The following is a 17,584-nucleotide window of genomic DNA, read 5'->3' on the forward strand; positions in this document are numbered from 1 at the left end:
CTTACCCCTTCACCGCGCCGAGCGACAGGCCTTCGACGAGGTAGCGCTGGGCGTAGAGTGCGAGTGCGAGCGTCGGCGTGACGGACAGCACGATTGCGGCGGCGATCTGCCCATACTGGATGCCCGAAGAGGTAACGAAGGCGAGCGCGCCCACGGTCACGGGCTGCTTGTCGGCGGATGCCAGCACCAGCGCGAAGACGAAGTTGTTCCAGGCGAAGATGAACGCGAGCAGGCCGGCAGCGGCAATGCCCGGGCCGGCGAGCGGCAGCGCTATCCGGCGGAAGGTCGCAAACCAGGAATGACCGGCGATGCGATAGGCATATTCCACGTCCGCCGAGATATCCTCGAAATAGCCGCGCACGATCCACAGGATCAGCGGCAGGCAGATAAGCTGGTAGACCCAGATGAGGCCGATATAGGTGTTGGCAAGGCCGAGCCACTGGAAGTACTGCGTCAGCGGCAGCAGAACGAGAAGCGGCGGCGCGAAACGGAAGGACAGGAGCGTGAAGGCAATGTCTTCCGACCCCTTGAACTTGTGACGGGCAAAAGCATAGGCCGCGGGAACGCCGAGCACCAGCGCCAAAGCGACCGAGGTCACCGACAGGAAGACGGAATTGCCGAGGTTCTTCATGAAGGCGATGTCGAGCGTACCGGCGGCCGATGTCAGCTTGCCGGTTATAAGTGCCGTGTAGTTCGACAGTGTCGGTTCGAAGATGACCTGCGGGGGAATGCGCAGGATCGTCTCGTTCGTCTGGAACGACATCAGGAAGATCCAGAAGATCGGGAACATGAAGAAGATGACGACGAGCGTGAGCGCAAGGAGGCGCAGCGTCTTTTCGAGTGTGGAAGTCGTTTCCATGATCAGCGCCTCATGCCTCACCGCGCGCGCGTTCGCGCAGGCGCAGCCAGTTTTTGATGAAGATGTTAGAGAGGATGTAGGTGATGGCCCAGAGGATGATGAGCAAGGCTGCCGAGCGCCCGACATTCGTCGACTGGAAGAAGTTCAGATACGCCTCGACCTGGAACACCGTCAGCGTGTTACCCGGGCCGCCCTGCGTCATCGCGTAGATGATGTCGAACTGCTGAATGCTGTCGAGCAGGCGGAACAGCGTCGCCGTCAGGATATAGGGCGTCAGCATCGGCAGAGTAATGCGGAAGAAGACGAAGAGCCGCGGCACGCCGTCGAGCGCGGCAGCCTCGAAGGGCTGGGTCGGCAGCGACCGCAGGCCGGCGAGCAGCAGGATCATGATGAAGGGCGTATAGACCCAGATGTCGACGAGCACGACCGTCAGCAATGCCGTAGACGGCGAGGACGCCCAGCGGAAATCGTGCAGGCCGACGAGGCTTGCCAGATAGCTCAGGACACCAAAACCCGGGTTGGTCATCAGCTTCCACATCAACGCGGCCAGCGCCGGCGCGATCATCAGCGGCAGGAGAAGCATGATCGAAATGAAATTGTTGACCGTAGACCGGCGCTGCAGGAGAAGCGCGATGCCCAGACCAAGCAGCAATTCGAGCACCACCGTAAGGCCGGCATAGAGCAACGAGACCTTGAGCGTGTTCCAGAATGCGGGATCGCTGAAGAAATTGAGATAGTTCTCACCCCAGTTGAACTGCCGCGCCCAGGGCTGCGACAGTCGGTAGCGCTGGAACGAATAGACGACGGCCGTGAAGAACGGAATGAGGATACCGATGCAGACCAGCAATGCGGGAAGGCTGAGCACATAGGGCAGCGCCTTCTTGCTGATCCGGAAGCCGGAGCGCCTGGATTCGGGTGTTGCCGGGGAAGCCATGACAAGGTCTCGTTCAATAGGTCCGGCACCGCGTCACTGTTCGCCGGGCCAAAAGCCCCGCGTTCGTTCTGCGCCGACCGGTTTTCATGTTCCTGTGGTGGAGCCCGGCATGTCGCCGGGCTCCTGCGAGCAATGCGCGATCTCAGCCGAGACCGGCTTCCTTGAGCTGCCGGTTGATGCTCTCGGCCAGTTGGTCGAGACCTTCGTCCACCGGAACCTGCTTGGCGACCATGCGCTGCAGCGTCGCTGCCCATTCCGTCGTCACATCGAAGAACAGCGGCTGCGGAGTGAACTTGATGGAAGCGCCGGCGGCCGAAGCGTCGAACATTTCCACATAGCCCGGATACTTTTTATTGAGCTTCTCGCGGAACGCCTCGTCCTTCCAGATCGAGTTACGGACCGGATCGACGAAGTCCATCTCCACCGCGCCGAAGAGCGCGTGTTCCGGACCGGACGCCCATTGCAGGAAGTACCAGGTGGCGTCCTTGTCCTTCGAGAAATTGGACATGGCGAGGGACCAGATCCAGATGTTCGGCGTAGACTGAGTGGCTTCCGGGTTGGCCACGAAGGCGGCATAGCCGAGTTCGCCGGCCATCTTGTTGTCGCCGCCGTTCATGAAGTAGCCAAGGCAATCGGCGTCGTAGATCATGGCGGATGCGCCCGCGCCGAGGTCCGTGCCGACCTGATACCAGGTATAGGTCGACCAGTCCTTCGGGCCGCTTTCCTGGATAAGCTGCACGAATTTCTCGTGATAGGCCTTGGAGCCGGCCGTGTTCATGGCAGCCGACAGCTTGCCATCGGCATCGACGTTGAGATCCTTCTCGTTGAAGTTCGCATAACCGGACAGGAAGCCCGGATGGATCGTCGCCCAGGAGCGTGATCCACGAAGACCGATGCCATAGATGCCAGGCACGTCCTTCTGAAGCTTCGCGGCAACCGCGATCATGTCGTCGAGGTTCTTCGGAATCTGGACGCCGGCCTTGTCGAACATCGCGCGGTTATACGTGATGTTGTTCTGCTCGAAGGCCCACGGAATGCACCACTGCTTGGCGTCCTCCGAGCCAAGAGCGCCGCCGGGCTGGCCATTCCAGGCGCAGGAGTTTTTCACGCCCTCGACGAAGTCACCCCAGTTGTAGTTCGGGTTGGTCTTCGTCGGATCGTTGATCCACTCCTTGAGGTCGGTAATCCACCCCGCCGGACCATAGGTCCAGGTCATGTAGGCGCCGGTCATGAACGCGTCATATTCCGACGAGCCCGAGGACAGGGCCGCCGTCACCTTGTCGAAGTAGACATCTTCCGGGAAGACGTCGTAGGTGACCTCGATGCCCGTCAGGTCCTTGAACGCCTTCAGGTTGGCGATCATGGCATCGGCATAGGGGTGCTTGTTGAGCAGAAGCTTCAGCGACTTGCCGGAATGCGCCTTCCAGTCGAAATCGGCCGCAAGCGCCCGGGTTGCCATCATGTTGAAGAGCGTTCCGGCAGCCGCCGTGGTCATGCCGGCGGCCGCGATGCCCTTTAAAAGGTCGCGGCGGCCCATCTGTCCGCGTATGAATGCGCCGATAAGATCTTTCTCTTTATCATACATTCTTGTTCTCCTCCGTTGCGGGTACTTCTTGCTTGGACAAGCATGTCACCGGCTACCCAGACCGGTATTCCTCCCACCGGGGCGGGCCTGCGCCCTGCCCCGGACCGATTTTCAGAACTCCCTCACCTATCGTGTCCTACAAGCGCGGCCGCGGTCGCCTCGTCGGTGATGAGGCCGCTGAGCAGCCCGCTCGCCAGAACCGCCTTCATCGCCGGCAGCTTGATCTTGCCACCGGAGATCGCCACCATCCGCCGGTTACGCAGCTGGTCGCGCCCGAGTGTAAAGGTGCGGTCGGAAAGCGCCGTCTCGACGGGCCTTCCCTTGGCGTCGAAGAAATGGCCGAGGATCTCGCCGACGCCTCCCGCGCGCTTGATCTCCTCCAGCTCGACTTTCTCGATCATGCCGGTCGCCACCAGCGATGCCTCCCGCTCGACGGTACCGACTCCGACCATGAGGAGGTCGGCGCTCGCGGCCAGATCGAAAACATCACGTACGCCGCGCTGGCTGAACAGGATATCGCGATCCTCCACAGAATTGGCGAAGAACGGCACAGGCATGACGTAGGCTTCCGCGCCCGTGCGCTCGGCCAGCCGATGGATAACGTCATGCGGGTTTGCCGAGAACTTGCGGGTCAGGCCACCCAGCAGCGAGACGAAGCGCACGCCGCCCGTCGTGGTGCGTGGCAGGTATTCGACGCAGGCAGCAAGGGTTCTTCCATGTCCCATGCCGATCAGCATGTCGCCGCCGCGCTCGATCTCGCGCTTGAGAAACTGTGCGCCCGCGATACCGAGCGCCTTCAGCGGCAATGCATCCGGATCGAAATCGGGGACCACTTCGCAATAGTCCAGTCGATAGCGCTCGATCAGGGCCTGCTCCAGTTCCACGCATTCGGAGACTTCGCCATCGATATAGACCTTAACCAGCCCGTCCTGGTTGGCCTTTGTAATCAGCCTGTGGGCCTTCAGCGACGTGAGTCCGAGACGTTTGGCAACCTCGGCCTGCGTCAGACCGCCCGCATAGTGCAGCCATGCGGCACGGGCTGCCATGCTCGCCTCGTCATCCCTGAGGGATCCGCCACCGCCCGCTGCCATGCCTCCGCTCCGATATGATAATTTTTGCTTTTCTTGAAATATTTTTCAGGCGAAAATTTTCACGCCCCGTAGAAAGTGTCAAGCGGATTACATTCCGCATGTGCGAAGCATTCTGACTGAAACCGCGCGATAACTCGGCTGGATCTGCGTTGGTATGACTGAATAATTCGACGATTCAGCAACTTGCCGCAGCGCGCACCGTGCGTGCAGTGCAAAGCACTTTCCTTATGTGATTGAGGATGACCATCAGCGATGCCGCTCAAGGGATATAGCGAAGGTGAGCCTCCCGGTTGTGGCCATGTCGCATATCCTGCTCTAGGTAGGGTTCGCTATATGAGTAGGGCCATCGCCCCAGCGGCTTGCTGCACCGAGCGGCTTTTGATGAGAGACCAGGTTATATGTTCGACAAAGCACCGAATGGGGCCATAGTACTCACAGCGATACTCCTAGCGGGCAGCACCGTCTGCGCGGGTGCATCAGACGCAAACCTCACGATAGAAGTAAGTGGCGCGCTTCTCGAACATGGCGGCGTTGTAACCATCTATCCGATACCGATAACGCCGGAGGACCTGCGCGCACCAGACGAAGAGGCCGCCGACCGCGTTGCGGTCACCTCCCGCTATGCCGAGGTACAGCTGAAATATCCCATGAACGGCAAGTACGTCTTCCGCTTCCGAAACCCGGCAGAAACCCCAGATGATCAGAAACTTGGCACACAGCCGCTCTCGGTCATCGGTACCGATAATCAAGATCGCGGCCCGCAGGTGACGGCTGGTTTCAAGGATGCCTATTCGTCAGGTGGGCAGGTCATCCGCGTGTTGCCGCGCGCCGAATACGCCGCGGAAAGTGAAGCGGCGCGGACAAATGCCCGATGGGGAAAGGTGGAGGGAAACGACGCATTGCCGCCGGCCGATGAACGCGGCGCCCGCGCGCTGGCGGCAATCGTCGGCTACGGCATGTCCGATTTCACGTTCCAGTGCACAGGTAACGCGTCCGTACAGGTGTGCACGATCCCGCCAGACCAATGGCCAGCGCTCGACATGCGCTGGTGGCGCGATATCGCGGAAGCCCGGCTTGAACGGTTGGATCACCACGCATTGCGGCGCTGCTACAACAGCTCATGGCTGGGCGGTGGCACATGCGAAGCCGATCCGCAATCCGACGAGCCTGCCTATAATCACCGGAAGTGAGCTGGCGTCATTGAGCCGTCTCCGCGTCAGGCCATCCCGGCGCAGCGGAGTGCAAGGCCGACACCTGCATGCGACGCTCTTGGTCGACCTCTTGATTTTTGTTCTATATTCCCTTTGCCAAGATACAGGTTCGATCGCGTCTTCAGGTCGCGTAGGCCGTCAAGCAGTGGATGCCAGCATCATGTTCAAGCCGTTCGTCATCAATCCGCCCGTCTTTTTTGGATCGCTTGCGATCATCGGACTGTTCCTGGCCGTCGGCATCCTGTTTCCATCCCAGGCAGAGGAAATATTCAGAGGCCTTCAGGCCCAGATCCTGGCAGGCTTCGGCTGGCTTTACCTTCTTGCTGTCGGGGTCATTCTGACTTCCATGCTGCTTTTGTGTTTCAGCCGATATGGCGACCTGAAGCTGGGACCAGACGATTCCACACCCGACTTCAGCTTCCTGTCGTGGATCGCCATGTTGTTCGCCGCCGGCATGGGGATCGGCTTGATGTTTTACGGCGTCGGCGAGCCTATGACCCATTATCTCGCTCCGCCGACCGCCGAACCGGGATCGATCGCTGCCGTCCGCGAGGCCATGTCCGTCACATTTCTGCATTGGGGTATCCACGCATGGGCCGTCTATGCCCTGGTCGGATTGTCACTCGCTTATTTCGGCTATCGCTACAACCTGCCGCTCACCATTCGCTCCGGCCTCTATCCCTTGCTGAAGGAGCGCATCAACGGTCCGATCGGCCATGTGGTCGATATCTTCGCCATTGTCGGGACCATCTTTGGCCTCGCCACGTCGATGGGTGCCGGCGTAACGCAGATCAATTCCGGCCTCAATTTCGTCCTGGGTGTGCCGATCGGACCTGCGGTGCAACTGCTCATCATTGCCTGTGTCACAGGCCTCGCGACAGTGTCCGTCCTCACTGGGCTCGACAAGGGTGTCCGTATCCTCTCTGAGGCTAACCTGCTTGTCGCAATCCTTCTGATGGTGTTCGTCCTCATGGTCGGCCCGACGACCGAACTTCTTCGCGACTTCGTGCAAAATCTCGGCCTGTATCTCGATGGCCTCGTGCTTCGCACGTTCAACATCTACGCCTATAATCCGACACCATGGATCGATGCCTGGACGCTGTTCTACTGGGCCTGGTGGATTTCCTGGTCGCCCTTTGTCGGCATGTTCATCGCCCGCATCTCGCGCGGCCGGACCGTCCGCGGCTTCATTACCGCTGTACTCTTCATACCCGCCGGCTTTACCTTCATCTGGATGACCGTGTTCGGCAACACCGCCATTTGGATCGACAAGGGCGTGGCCGCCGGCGCGCTTGGAAAGGCGATCGTCAGCGATCTTTCGGTGGGGCTCTTCGAATTCTTTACCTATCTTCCGTTCACGGCGGTAACATCGACCCTCGCCATTCTTCTGGTGGCAATCTTTTTCGTCACCTCGGCGGACTCGGGATCGCTGGTCGTTGATGCCATCGCTGCCGGCGGAGAAACCGAAACGACGACCCTCCAGCGCGTCTTCTGGTGCGCTTTTTCAGGCATCGTTGCTGCCGTACTGCTGCTTGCCGGGGGGCTGTCTGCCCTACAATCGGTCACGATCGCGAGCGCCCTGCCCTTCGTGATCGTCATGCTCGCGTTGCTGTGGTCTCTCCTTGCGGGCATGCGCGCCGACATGGCGCAGCAATGGGCCGGGCGCACGGCAGGTGGCCCCACCCCCGCCTACCCAGCCGCCGGGGCCTCCTGGCAGCGACGCCTCGGGCACATGCTTCGTGCGCCGCGCGAAGGCGAGGTGCGGGCCTTTATCACGACCCAGGTGCGCGCAGCGCTAGAGCAAGTCGCCAGGGAGCTTTCGGCTCGCGGTCGTCCGACCCATATCGAGGAAGGAGAAAACGGCGCAATCGCCCTCCGCGCCCAATCCGAAGGAGTGCGTGACTTCGTCTACGGCGTCGCCGTCGCCAGTCATCCGCTCGCGGTGCTGTCCCCGATGGCGGCCGGCAAACCGGAAATGCGCTTTGAAGCACGCACCTATTTTTCGAGCGGCAGTCGTGGCTATGACGTCATGGGCATGGAACGCGACCAGATCATCGCGGATGTCCTGGGCCAGTTCGAGCGCTACCTCAAACTTGTCCAGTCACCCGACGCCCAACTGGTCCACGGCGCGCCGGAACACGGGGGTATCTGACACCGGAAGCCGCGCCCCCTGACGGGATCGATATCCATCCCGCAGATCGTTGCGACGTTTGATGGAACATCGGACGACACAGCGAGTTGGACCACCATGCTGCGGGCCTTCGCCTGCACGTTACAGGAGGTCTCAACAATGGGTCGTGGTATTCTTCTCTGGCTTCTGGGTATTCCCCTGCCGCTCGTCATTCTGCTCGTCCTCTTTCTGCGATAGGAGGCGGACATGTCTCTTTACAGCTCGGATGTGTCCGATGTCGGTGTCGAATCCGGCAGGCCGGCACTCGCCTGGGGTCCTGTGATCGGGGGAGCGGTCGCAGCCGCAGCCGCCACGATCATTCTCCTTCTACTCGGTTCAGGTGTGGGCCTGACGATGGTGTCGCCCTGGGCAGGCGACAGCGCCTCGTTCGCTACCGTCGGCGTTACGGCCGCGATCTGGTTTGTCGTCGTTCAATGGCTGTCGTCGGCGCTGGGCGGCTATCTGACCGGACGCCTTCGCACCAAGTGGGCCAATGTTCACACCGACGAAGTTTTCTTTCGCGATACCGCGCATGGGTTTCTGAGTTGGGCCTTGGCAACTGTCGTTGTGGTGGGTATGGCAGGTTCTGCGTTCACTGCACTCGCCGGGGCCGGCGTCCAGGCGGCATCCTCCGCAGTGTCGACCGCAACGGTCGCGGGCACGGCAGCGGCCGCAAACAGCGACGCATCCAGCCCCGATGCGGCAACCGGCTACTTTACTGACATCTTGCTGCGCCCGCAGGACGTAGCCAGCCGCGCTCGAACGGACGATGCGTCCGCAGCGGCCGAGGTCTCGCGTATCCTGATGCGGGGTGCGGTGAGCGATGGCGTACCGGAAGCCGACAGAGCATATATTTCGTCGATCGTCGCCGCGCGCGCCGGCATAACGCCGGAAGAAGCCCGTGCCCGTGTCGATCAGGTGCTGACACAGATCGAAGATGCAAAGAACGCCGCCCTTAAGGCGGCTGATGAGGCACGCAAGTCCGCCGCCACTGCGGCCATGCTCGGCGCCCTGTCCTTGCTGGTCGGTGCATTTATAGCATCTGCCGCTGCCGCCCTTGGCGGACGCCAGCGCGATGATGAAGAAGCTGCATTGATCGTTGCACGCTGAGTGACTGAGAAGCCGCCCCCGGGGGGCGGCTTTACACCAACCAGAGCCACGTCTGTCGCACAGGCTCGATGTGGCTGGGGCACCGCAACCCCATGGGTTTATTTTCCGCCGAGCGGAACGTCGTCCCCACTCTCCGGTTGAGTAAGTCCTATTCCTCTCACAAATTGAACGGATTCTATCATGGCTACGGAAAAAACATTGAACGACCTGTTCCTTGATACGCTCAAGGACATCTACTTCGCCGAAAAACAGATCTTAAAGGCACTGCCCAAAATGGCGCGTGCGGCGCAATCGGAGGAAGGCAAAGCGGGCTTCCTCCAGCACCGCGATGAAACGCAGGGCCAGATCGAACGCCTTGAACAGGTATTCGAACTTCTCGGCAAATCTGCGCGAGGAAAGACCTGCGAAGCCATCCAAGGCATCATCGCTGAGGGCGAAGAAATCATGGAAGACTACAAGGGCACAGCTGCCCTCGACGCCGGTCTCATTTCCTCCGCCCAAGCGGTCGAGCATTACGAGATCGCACGCTACGGCACGCTGAAAGCCTGGGCGAAACAGCTTGGCATGAAGGACGCTATCCCGCTGCTCGACGCCAATCTTCAGGAAGAGATCGCAACCGACCAAAAGCTGACCGCTCTCGGAGAATCCTCGGCAAATGCCAAGGGCTCCATGAAAAAAGCCAGCTAGACCGTCAGCACCTCCAATCAGGCCGCCCTCGAGGGCGGCCTCTTTGCTCCCGGGCCATGGCGCCCATCGATCCGTTTACAGGAGCCAGTTCCATGGCCAAGAAAACAACGGCTACAGCGCAGCGTACCACAACCGATACCGTCACGATTCACGACGCAAAGCTGCAACGGGGTCAAGGCGGCGAGCTTCACCAGACGGCCGATGATGGCGATGCGGCCGTTCTGACGACCGCGCAGGGCGGGCCGGTCGCGGATGACCAGAACTCGATGCGGGTCGGCCCGAGGGGCCCGCTCGTTGTCGACGATTTCCATTTCCGCGAGAAGATCTTCCACTTCGACCACGAGCGTATTCCCGAACGTGTCGTTCATGCCCGCGGCTATGGGGCGCATGGCTTCTTCGAGACCTATGCGTCGCTTGCGGCCTACACCAAAGCCGATCTTTTCCAGCGGCCCGGCGAGCGTACGCCTGCCTTCGTCCGCTTCTCCACGGTTGCCGGCAACAAAGGCTCGGCAGACCTCGCGCGCGATGTCCGGGGCTTCGCCGTCAAGCTCTATACCCAGGAAGGCAACTGGGATCTCGTCGGCAATAACATTCCGGTTTTCTTCATCCAGGATGCGATCAAGTTCCCCGACCTGATCCATGCCGCCAAGCAGGAACCCGATCGGGCCTTTCCGCAGGCGCAGACCGCCCACGACACGTTCTGGGATTTCATCAGCCTGACTCCGGAAAGCATGAACATGGTCATGTGGATCATGTCGGACCGCACAATTCCGCGGTCATTTCGCTTCATGGAAGGCTTCGGTGTCCACACCTTCCGGTTCGTCAACGCCAAGGACGAATCGACCTTCGTGAAATTCCACTGGAAGCCGAAGCTAGGGTTGCAATCGGTCGCCTGGAACGAAGCCGTCAAGATCAACGGCGCGGATCCCGATTTTCACCGTCGCGACCTCTGGCAGGCGATACAGTCCGGCAACTACCCGGAATGGGAATTGCAGGTTCAGCTGTTCGACCAGGATTTCGCCGACGGCTTCGACTTCGACGTACTCGACCCGACGAAGATCATCCCGGAAGAAATCCTCAAGCCGCAGCCGGTCGGACGTCTGGTGCTGGATCGCATGCCTGACAACTTCTTTGCGGAGACCGAACAGGTCGCCTTCATGACGCAGAACGTGCCGCCGGGCATCGATTTCAGCAACGACCCGCTGCTGCAGGGTCGGAATTTCTCTTATCTCGACACCCAGCTGAAGCGCCTCGGAAGCCCGAACTTCACGCATCTGCCAATCAATGCACCAAAGTGTCCGTTCGCGCATTTCCAGCAGGATGGTCACATGGCGATGCGAAATCCGGTGGGTCGGGCGAACTACCAGCCGAATTCCTTCAACGAAGGGCCACGTGAATCCCCGATGCGCGGTCATCGCTCCTACGCCGTTGAAGAGCAAGGGACCAAGGCACGGTTGCGTCCCGAGAGCTTTGCCGATCATTACAGCCAGGCCCGGCAGTTCTACATCAGTCAGACTCCGCCCGAGCAACGCCATATCGCAGCCGCGCTCACCTTCGAACTGAGCAAGGTTGAAACGCCTGTTATCCGCGAACGTATGGTCTCGCATCTTCTCAATATCGACGAGACGCTGGCCGCGACCGTTGCCCAGAAGCTCGGCTTCCAGTCGATGCCGAAGCCCGCAGACGCGGCCGTGCCGACACGCCAGGATCTGGAGCCGTCGCCGGCACTCAGCATCGTCGTGAAAGGCCCCAAGCGCTTCGAGGGCCGCAAGCTCGGCATTCTCGTCACGGACGGCGTGGACGCCAAACTGCTGAAGGGCATTATGGCGGCGATAGAAACGGAAAGTGCCGTCTATGAACTGATTGCTCCGAAGGTCGGCGGCGTCACGGCATCGGACGGATCATGGGTCGAGGCGCATCATATGATTGACGGTGGACCGTCCGTCCTGTTCGATGCCGTGGTACTCCTGACGTCTACCGAGGCGATCGACGACCTCGTGATGGAAGCAACGGCGCGCGACTTTGTTGCCGACGCCTTCCAACACTGCAAGTTCATCGGTTACGACTCGTCGGCGGTGAAACTACTGGAAAAGGCCGGCATCGCTGATGCCCTCGACGAGGGCGTGATCATGCTTCCCGGCGAGGACGGCATTGCCGGCTTCGTTTCCGAACTCGGCAAATTGCGTGTCTGGGGACGCGAACCATCAGTAAAGCTTGGCAAGGCATCACCGACAATCAAATAAGGCGGCATGAGCGCGGCATAAATGCCGCGCTTCTTTTCTACCGGTCCGGCCGACAAAATTAGACATTTTGCGGGCTGCAAAAAATCCTGTCGGAATGCCCGGGGACGGTCCATGGCCTGCTGGCTCCCCCGAGGCTTTCGCCGACCGCAAGCCCCGCCTGAATGGCGTCCTCGTGGAATCCGGAACCGAAATACGAGCCACAGAACCAAGTGTTGCCTTCGCCTTGAAGGGACCAAAGCTGCTTCTGCGCTGCAAGTGTCGCCGCGTTGAATAGAGGATGTTGATATAGGCCGCGCCAGATAACCTTGTCCTCGGCGGGAGCATGAAGAGGGCTGAGGGTTACGAAGAACGGACGCTTGTCAGAGATACCCTGAAGCCTGTTCATCCAATAGGTGACGCAAGGCTTTCGAGGAGCCACACCATCCCGCCCGGACGTCGCCAGATAGTTCCAGCTCGCCCAGACGCGACGACGACTGGGCATCAGGCTTTCGTCCCGGTGCAGTACCGTTTCGTTGTCGGCATAAGCGAATACGCCCAACAGATCAGCCTCCCGTCGCGACGGATCTGCCAGCATACCCAGTGACTGGTCGGCGTGGGCGGCAATCACGACATGATCGAACCATTCCGGCTCAGCACCCGGGACAGAAATCTCGATTGCGCCGTTCACCCGGCGGATCGACTTCACCGGCGCATTGATGCGGATGCGATCACGGAAAGAAGCTGTCAGCCGTTCGACATAGGCGCGGCTGCCGCCCTCGACCGTGCGCCAGACCGGCCGGCGCACGAATTTGAGCAGACCGTGATTTTCGCAGAAACGCACGAAGGAAAGCGCCGGATAGTTCCCGATCTCCAGAGCTGGCGTCGACCAGATCGCAGCGGCCATGGGATAAAGGTGGTCCTCTCGAAAGGCGCGCCCGAAGCCGGCGCTGTCGAGATAGTCATTGAGGCTGGCGGACGGATCGAGATCTCTTACACCGCTCGGCGCTTGCCGGTAAAAGCGCACGAGGTCGCGCAGCATGGACCAGAACCGCGGGCTTGCCAGATTACTGCGCTGCGCGAAAAGGCCGGCAAGATTGGTACCCGCATATTCGAGCTGCCCTCCATCCATCGAGACGGCGAAAGACATATCGGATGCCCTCGTGGGCACGTCGAGATGTGCAAACAGCGCCGTTAAGTTGGGGTATGTCGCCTCGTTATAGACGATGAAGCCGGTATCGACAGGTGCGCCCCCCGTGTCCACCGTGTGGGAATGGCCGCCGACGCGGCTGTCCGCCTCGAAAACCGTGATTTCATGGCGTTGCGACAAGAGCCATGCAGCGGAAAGACCGGCAATGCCCGTGCCCACAACCGCAATTTTCAGGGGCCGGTCGGATTGAGGAAAATGGCGCATGACAATCCTTCTGCGGCTGTCGAACTCGTGAGAAACTAGTAGAACTCTTTACGAGCCTGGTGTTCTGACGGATCACCGCCATAACCCAAATTCGTCCGGTGTGATCCACTCTGGAGAACACCGCGTAGAAGGACGCATGAATGAAGTTTCGAGCCCCATTGAGATTGATCGCAAACCCAGCGTGCCGACAGGCCGGCGGCTTGCCGTGGTGAGTTCAAGGGATACACAACAGACGCCGTCGCCCGACGCGCTCGTCGAAATGATGATGCAGGTCGCTCAGGGACGCGACCGGCAGGCCTTTGCGCTGCTTTTCCGTTATTTCGGCCCGCGACTGAAGACCTTCTTCCTGCGTTGGACGATTTCTTCCGCTGTGGCGGAGGATCTCGTGCAGGAGACGATGCTGACCGTCTGGCGCAAGGCTTCGTATTTCGATGCCGGGCGGGCGGGCGTCGCGACCTGGATCTTTACGGTGGCGCGCAACATCCGCATCGATCACCTGCGCCGGCAGCGCGACCCGTCGGCGCTGCCGGCCGATCCCGAGGGTTCACCGGACACAGTCGAGGACGGATTGCTCGGAGCCGAGCGCGACGCGCAGGTGCGCCAGGCGCTGAAGACCCTCTCGCCCGAGCAGCAGACCATCATTCGGCTCTCCTACTTCAGCGAGAAATCGCAGACAGAAATCGCCGATGAGCTGGGTATCCCTCTCGGCACCGTGAAATCTAGAACTCGCCTGGCCATGAACCGCCTGCGCGCGCTGCTGGAAGACAGATCATGACCGCCAACCATCACGCAACAGACGAGACCCTAATGCGCTTCGCCGCCGGCACGCTCGCCGCTGGTCCGGCCATCGTGGTCGAGGCGCATTTGGCAAGCTGCTCGGCCTGTCGGGCCCGCATTGGTACTTTCGAGGCTGTCGGTGGTGCCATCCTCGAAGACATGGACCCCACCCCGCTTTCGGCAAAGGCGCTGAACGATACCCTGGCTATGCTCGATGACGATGAGGAAGCTTCGGCAGTCGTGCCGTCGCCGCCCACACCTGTTGAAATCGAGGGTATCCGTCTGCCGGACGCCCTGCGTGGCTGCGATATCGGGCGCTGGCGCTGGATTGGCCCCGGCATGAAGATGAGCCGTGTCGGCGTTCCGCAGGACCCGGACGCCAATCTCATCCTGCTGAAAGTCGGTCCTGGTCGCGCTCTTCCCGATCACGGGCATGTCGGCACGGAGTTCACCTACATCGTCTCGGGCTCGTTCTCCGACAAGTTCGGCACGTTTCGCCCTGGAGACCTTGCCGAAATGGACGACGACGTCGAGCACCAGCCGATTGTCGACCGGGATGTTGAATGCATCTGCCTTGCCGCCATGGAGGGCAAGATGCGCTTCAAGAACGTCATCGGCCGCATGCTGCAGCCGATCTTCGGGATCTGAGCCATGACGGCGGCGGTGCTCTTCCTCCTTCTTGCCGCCGCCGCTGGACTCGTAATGACCGTTGTGTGGTTTGCCGTCGTAAAGGGGGCTACATCCGGCTGGGTCGATGCGGTCTGGTCGTTCCTTGTGGGCGCCACCGGCATCACGGCCGCGCTCGTGCCCGTTATCGCCTGGGAGGGCGACTGGCAGCGGCGGCTCCTTATCGCAGCCGCCGCGGGTTTCTGGTCCTGCCGGCTGGGCGTCCATATCCTGCGGCGCACGTTGCAAGGCGGCGAGGATCCGCGTTATGCAAGACTGCGCGAAGAATGGGGGGAAAGCTGGCGCTTGCGCCTTTTCCTCTTTCTGCAGATTCAGGCCGCCGCAGCACTTCTTCTGATTGCAACCATCTTCATTGCCGCACGAAACCCGGCAGTAGGGCTGCAATGGAGCGATGTTGCCGGCATCGCCATCCTCGCCATGGCTGTAATCGGTGAAGGTGTGTCCGACGCGCAGCTGTCGCGGTTCCGCGGCAAGACGGCAAACAAGGGGAAGGTCTGCGACCAGGGACTGTGGAGCCGCTCACGTCACCCCAACTACTTCTTCCAGTGGCTTGGCTGGTGCGGATATGCGGTCATCGCTGTCGGCCCCGCGGGCGACTGGGGCTGGGGATGGTTGGCGCTTGCCGGCCCGGCCTTCATGTATTGGCTGCTTGTACATGTCTCGGGAATTCCCCCGCTCGAAGCGCACATGATGCGTTCACGGGGCGCGGCCTTCGCGGCTTACGTCACTCGCGTCAACGCGTTTTGGCCCGGTTTAAAGAAAAGGGAGAAGACGTCATGAACCTTGCCGTTACTGCTATTACCGCCGCGGAGCGTCTGCCCGTTCCTGATCCCGCCCTGCGCTTCGGCATCAGCCGGCTCGTTGGGCGCACGCGCCGTCTGCTGGCGCAGAGCGGTGGCCCGACGGATAGCGACTTTGCCCGATCCATGACCGATTGGCCGATCGCTGTTCACACAGATGAAGCCAATGCCCAGCATTACGAACTTCCGGCGGCATTCTTCGCTCTGACGCTCGGGCCGTGCCGTAAATATTCCTCCTGCCTCTATTCCTCATCCAGCACCACGTTGGCGCAAGCCGAGATCACGGCGCTTGAAGAGACGTGCCGCCATGCGGACCTTGCCGATGGACAGGACATTCTCGAACTGGGGTGCGGCTGGGGATCCCTCTCCCTTTTCATGGCCGAACGTTATCCGTCCGCACGCATCGTCTGCGTCTCGAATTCGGCCTCGCAACGAGCCCATATCGAGGCACAGGCCATCGAGCGCGGTCTCGGCAACCTCACGGTCGTCACCGCCGACATGAATATCTTTTCTCCGGAGAGAACTTTCGACCGAATTGTTTCGGTGGAGATGTTCGAACACATGTCCAACTGGAAGTCTCTGCTGGAACGGGCGCGCGGCTGGGTCCGCGACGACGGTCGTCTCTTCCTGCATGTCTTCTCGCATCGCAAGACGGCTTACCGCTTCGACCATGCCGACAAGGCGGACTGGATCGCCCAGTATTTCTTCACCGGCGGCGTCATGCCGAGCCATGGCCTCGTGCGGGAGTTCAGCGACAGCTTCATCGTTGAGAAGGACTGGCGCTGGAACGGCACGCATTACGAACGCACGGCCCTCGACTGGCTCGACAATTTCGACAAGAACCGAGACGAAATCCGTACCATCTTCAACGCGACCTACGGGCCCGACGCGGCACTCTGGATGCGGCGCTGGCGACTGTTCTTCCTCGCCACGGCCGGACTTTTTGGGCATGCGAATGGCGAGGAATGGGGTGTCAGTCATTACCGCCTCCGCCCCGCCGGCACCAGATCGTGATGTCCCTTCTCGCCAACCCCATCGAGACAGTGCGGGCTTATGCCCGCCATCCCGATCCGCGCGTGGCTGCGGCAAATGTCATCGCACTTGTGGTCGCGTCCAATCAGCCGTTCTATCCGCTTTATCTTTTCTGGCTGGTCAGCGACGACATCACGGCCGCCTGGTTCACATTCCTCTCGACACCCTTCTTCCTTGCCGTACCGGCCGTTTCACGCTGGAACGATACCGCCGGTCGCGCGCTCCTGCCTTTGGCGGGTATAGGCAATACGGTGCTCTCGGCCTGGCTTTTCGGCACCGCCTCGGCGGTCGAGGTCTTTCTCATTCCCTGTGGGGTCATCTCACTGTTGCTGTTTCGTCCTCGCGAGCGTCTGGTCGCGCTGGCAATCACGGCACTTGCTTTCGGTGTCTTTCTTTTGCTGCACGACCTCTATGGACCGCCGCTCGCCCACTATGACGCAGCGGAATATGCCGCGCTCTCCCGCCTCAATCTCATCAGCGCCAGCACGCTGACGGCTTTTGTCGCCCTTATATTCTCCGGGATTCTCGCGGAGGCGGAACGATCATCCAACGCGGCTGGCGACAAGAAAACCGGCTGAGGCGCCGACGGCTGTCACAAAGGCACCCCAAGGGATATCGGCAAGTGTCACTGAAAGCGGCCAATCCTTCAGCGTCGCCTGGTTGGTGAGGTCATAGGTCGCATAGGCAACCAGGCCAAGCACGGCACCATTCAGCGCAGCCTTGGCAAGCCCGCCGCCCTCGATTGCGGGCATGACGGCGAAGAACACGATGCCGGCGACATAGATCAGATAGAACACGATGGCCGGAGCCAGATGAAACTGCGGCGCGAGCTTGTCGCCCATCAGCGGCCTGTAAAGCATGTCCGCCATTGTCGAGAGCCATATGGCATCAACGATCAGGAACGCGATGCCGGTTGCCAGATAGGCCGTTGCGATCGTCTTCATACCATTTTCTCCTGCGGTGTCCTCGACACTGTCTACGCCATCCCGTCTTCGGCGGATCACCAAA

16 protein-coding genes are annotated in these 17,584 nt (G+C 60.7%); 10 read left to right on the top strand and 6 right to left on the bottom strand.

What is annotated here, in order from left to right:
- Window position 1: 1 nt before the first annotated feature.
- From MKI86_RS13790 to MKI86_RS13805, 4 genes are all read right to left on the bottom strand, one after another.
- Window positions 2–859 (bottom strand): carbohydrate ABC transporter permease, encoded by an 858-nt coding sequence (locus tag MKI86_RS13790; RefSeq protein WP_241601482.1) that lies wholly within the window; start codon window positions 857–859, stop codon window positions 2–4.
- Window positions 860–869: 10 nt separating this feature from the next.
- Entirely contained in the window at window positions 870–1,793 is a 924-nt protein-coding gene (locus MKI86_RS13795; RefSeq protein ID WP_241601483.1) for a carbohydrate ABC transporter permease, read from the bottom strand.
- 142 nt (window positions 1,794–1,935) lie between these two features.
- On the bottom strand, window positions 1,936–3,378 hold the full coding sequence (locus tag MKI86_RS13800) for an extracellular solute-binding protein (RefSeq protein WP_241601484.1): 1,443 nt from the start codon (window positions 3,376–3,378) through the stop codon (window positions 1,936–1,938).
- A 122-nt stretch (window positions 3,379–3,500) separates the two neighbouring features.
- The gene (locus tag MKI86_RS13805; RefSeq protein ID WP_241601485.1) at window positions 3,501–4,469 is read right to left on the bottom strand and encodes a sugar-binding transcriptional regulator; all 969 of its coding nucleotides are present in this window, start codon (window positions 4,467–4,469) and stop codon (window positions 3,501–3,503) included.
- Between the two features lie 398 nt (window positions 4,470–4,867).
- On the opposite strand from MKI86_RS13805, the gene MKI86_RS13810 reads away from it, so the two are divergent.
- From MKI86_RS13810 to katE, 5 genes are all read left to right on the top strand, one after another.
- Window positions 4,868–5,659, top strand: a complete 792-nt coding sequence (locus MKI86_RS13810; RefSeq protein WP_241601486.1) for a hypothetical protein — start codon at window positions 4,868–4,870, stop codon at window positions 5,657–5,659.
- A gap of 181 nt (window positions 5,660–5,840) precedes the next feature.
- Window positions 5,841–7,832, top strand: coding sequence for a BCCT family transporter (locus tag MKI86_RS13815; RefSeq protein ID WP_241601487.1), 1,992 nt, complete (start codon window positions 5,841–5,843; stop codon window positions 7,830–7,832).
- A gap of 225 nt (window positions 7,833–8,057) precedes the next feature.
- On the top strand, window positions 8,058–8,960 hold the full coding sequence (locus MKI86_RS13820) for a hypothetical protein (protein ID WP_241601488.1): 903 nt from the start codon (window positions 8,058–8,060) through the stop codon (window positions 8,958–8,960).
- Between the two features lie 180 nt (window positions 8,961–9,140).
- Window positions 9,141–9,647 (top strand): YciE/YciF ferroxidase family protein, encoded by a 507-nt coding sequence (locus tag MKI86_RS13825; RefSeq protein ID WP_241601489.1) that lies wholly within the window; start codon window positions 9,141–9,143, stop codon window positions 9,645–9,647.
- Between the two features lie 92 nt (window positions 9,648–9,739).
- On the top strand, window positions 9,740–11,890 hold the full coding sequence (gene katE, locus MKI86_RS13830) for a catalase (RefSeq protein ID WP_241601490.1): 2,151 nt from the start codon (window positions 9,740–9,742) through the stop codon (window positions 11,888–11,890).
- A gap of 58 nt (window positions 11,891–11,948) precedes the next feature.
- Here katE and MKI86_RS13835 read toward each other — a convergent pair whose 3' ends face one another.
- Window positions 11,949–13,280: an NAD(P)/FAD-dependent oxidoreductase gene (locus MKI86_RS13835; protein ID WP_241601491.1), complete on the bottom strand. Its 1,332-nt coding sequence runs from the start codon at window positions 13,278–13,280 to the stop codon at window positions 11,949–11,951.
- A gap of 181 nt (window positions 13,281–13,461) precedes the next feature.
- Here MKI86_RS13835 and MKI86_RS13840 point away from each other — a divergent pair, with 181 nt between their 5' ends.
- Genes MKI86_RS13840 through MKI86_RS13860 form a run of 5 tightly spaced genes read left to right on the top strand, consistent with a single transcriptional unit; the run spans window position 13,462 to window position 17,154 of the window.
- Window positions 13,462–14,055: a sigma-70 family RNA polymerase sigma factor gene (locus MKI86_RS13840; RefSeq protein ID WP_241601492.1), complete on the top strand. Its 594-nt coding sequence runs from the start codon at window positions 13,462–13,464 to the stop codon at window positions 14,053–14,055.
- Window positions 14,052–14,705, top strand: a complete 654-nt coding sequence (locus MKI86_RS13845) for a ChrR family anti-sigma-E factor (RefSeq protein ID WP_241601493.1) — start codon at window positions 14,052–14,054, stop codon at window positions 14,703–14,705. The genes MKI86_RS13840 and MKI86_RS13845 overlap by 4 nt, the downstream gene beginning before the upstream one ends.
- Before the next feature lie 3 nt (window positions 14,706–14,708).
- Window positions 14,709–15,524: a DUF1295 domain-containing protein gene (locus MKI86_RS13850; RefSeq protein WP_241601494.1), complete on the top strand. Its 816-nt coding sequence runs from the start codon at window positions 14,709–14,711 to the stop codon at window positions 15,522–15,524.
- Window positions 15,521–16,558: an SAM-dependent methyltransferase gene (locus tag MKI86_RS13855; protein WP_241601495.1), complete on the top strand. Its 1,038-nt coding sequence runs from the start codon at window positions 15,521–15,523 to the stop codon at window positions 16,556–16,558. The genes MKI86_RS13850 and MKI86_RS13855 overlap by 4 nt, the downstream gene beginning before the upstream one ends.
- Window positions 16,558–17,154, top strand: coding sequence for a hypothetical protein (locus MKI86_RS13860; protein WP_241601496.1), 597 nt, complete (start codon window positions 16,558–16,560; stop codon window positions 17,152–17,154). The genes MKI86_RS13855 and MKI86_RS13860 overlap by 1 nt, the downstream gene beginning before the upstream one ends.
- On the opposite strand, the gene MKI86_RS13865 is transcribed toward MKI86_RS13860, so the two are convergent.
- Window positions 17,119–17,520: a DUF2177 family protein gene (locus MKI86_RS13865; protein ID WP_241601497.1), complete on the bottom strand. Its 402-nt coding sequence runs from the start codon at window positions 17,518–17,520 to the stop codon at window positions 17,119–17,121. The genes MKI86_RS13860 and MKI86_RS13865 overlap by 36 nt on opposite strands.
- Between the last annotated feature and the right edge of the window lie 64 nt (window positions 17,521–17,584).

It is taken from the genome of Shinella sedimenti (assembly GCF_022601905.1).
GTDB classification, from domain to species: domain Bacteria; phylum Pseudomonadota; class Alphaproteobacteria; order Rhizobiales; family Rhizobiaceae; genus Shinella; species Shinella sedimenti.